This is a genomic window from Pseudomonas sp. NY15364 (assembly GCF_048068235.1).
Classification (GTDB): Bacteria; Pseudomonadota; Gammaproteobacteria; order Pseudomonadales; family Pseudomonadaceae; genus Aquipseudomonas; species Aquipseudomonas mendocina_D.
In genome coordinates this window covers 1-948 of sequence record NZ_JBLUPX010000082.1, presented here as the reverse complement: position 1 = coordinate 948, position 948 = coordinate 1, and the positions used below count along the sequence as shown (strand labels likewise).

The window sequence follows — 948 nt, the reverse complement described above, 5'->3', positions numbered from 1 at the left end:
TGCGTGACGCATGAGGTGCGGCATGTGTTTGAGGGTAAGTGGCACGACCAGCGCACTACCTGTAGGTGATGCACCACCACACACCAGCCCGCTCTTGCGGGTTTTTATTGCCCGGAGAAAACATGCACACATCACAGAAGGGGCTTGACCTGATCAAGTCCTTCGAGGGGCTGCGCCTGTCTGCCTACAAATGCCCGGCGGATGTTTGGACGATCGGCTATGGCACAACTGCCGGCGTGAAAGAGGGGCAGATCATCACCAAGGAGCGAGCCGAGGAACTGCTGCGCGACGACGCCAAGCGGTTCGAGGATCAGGTTCTGCGCCTGGTCAAGGTTCCGCTGACGCAGGGCCAGCTCGACGCCTTGGTCTCCTTCACCTACAACCTTGGCGCCGCCAACCTCGGCAATTCGACGCTGCTGCGCTTGCTCAATGCGGGCGACTACAAGGGCGCCGCCGCTCAGTTCGGCCGCTGGACAAAGGCTGGTGGCAAAGAGCTTCCGGGACTGGTGAAGCGCCGGGCTGCTGAGCGGGCTATGTTTGAGGCCGTGTCATGATCCCCTGGCTAAAGCTAGTCCCGTCCTGGGCCTGGCCGTGGATAGCTGGTGTGGCACTGGCCCTGGCAGTCGGCGGCGTGCAGCAGGTCCGCGTCTACAGTCTGCAGTCCCAGCTTGAGACCGAGCGGTCCTCATTCAGCAACTACCGGGCCGAAGTCGCCGAGCGCGACCAGCGCGCGGCGATGTACGTCATTCAGGAAAACCAGCGGCGCCAGGCCGCAATCGAGAAGGCAGATGCAGATGCACAGAAACAACTGGATCAAGCTCGCTCTGATGCTGAGCGCGCTGGTACCGCTCTTGAGCGCCTGCAGCAGCGCCTCGCAGCCGCTGAGCAACGCAGTCGTGACGCCGGCAATTCCATCACTGCCCAGCTCGGCCAGGCAGCCGAAGACGC

At 62.7% G+C, this 948-nt stretch carries 2 protein-coding genes; both read left to right on the top strand.

Going from position 1 to position 948, the window contains the following annotated elements; translation table 11 throughout:
* Positions 1–122 precede the first annotated feature (122 nt).
* On the top strand, positions 123–554 hold the full coding sequence (locus tag ACNFCJ_RS24015; RefSeq protein ID WP_416773885.1) for a lysozyme: 432 nt from the start codon (positions 123–125) through the stop codon (positions 552–554).
* Positions 551–948: DUF2514 domain-containing protein (locus tag ACNFCJ_RS24010; RefSeq protein WP_416773884.1), on the top strand; the 398-nt coding region annotated here is incomplete at its 3' end. The genes ACNFCJ_RS24015 and ACNFCJ_RS24010, both read left to right, overlap by 4 nt.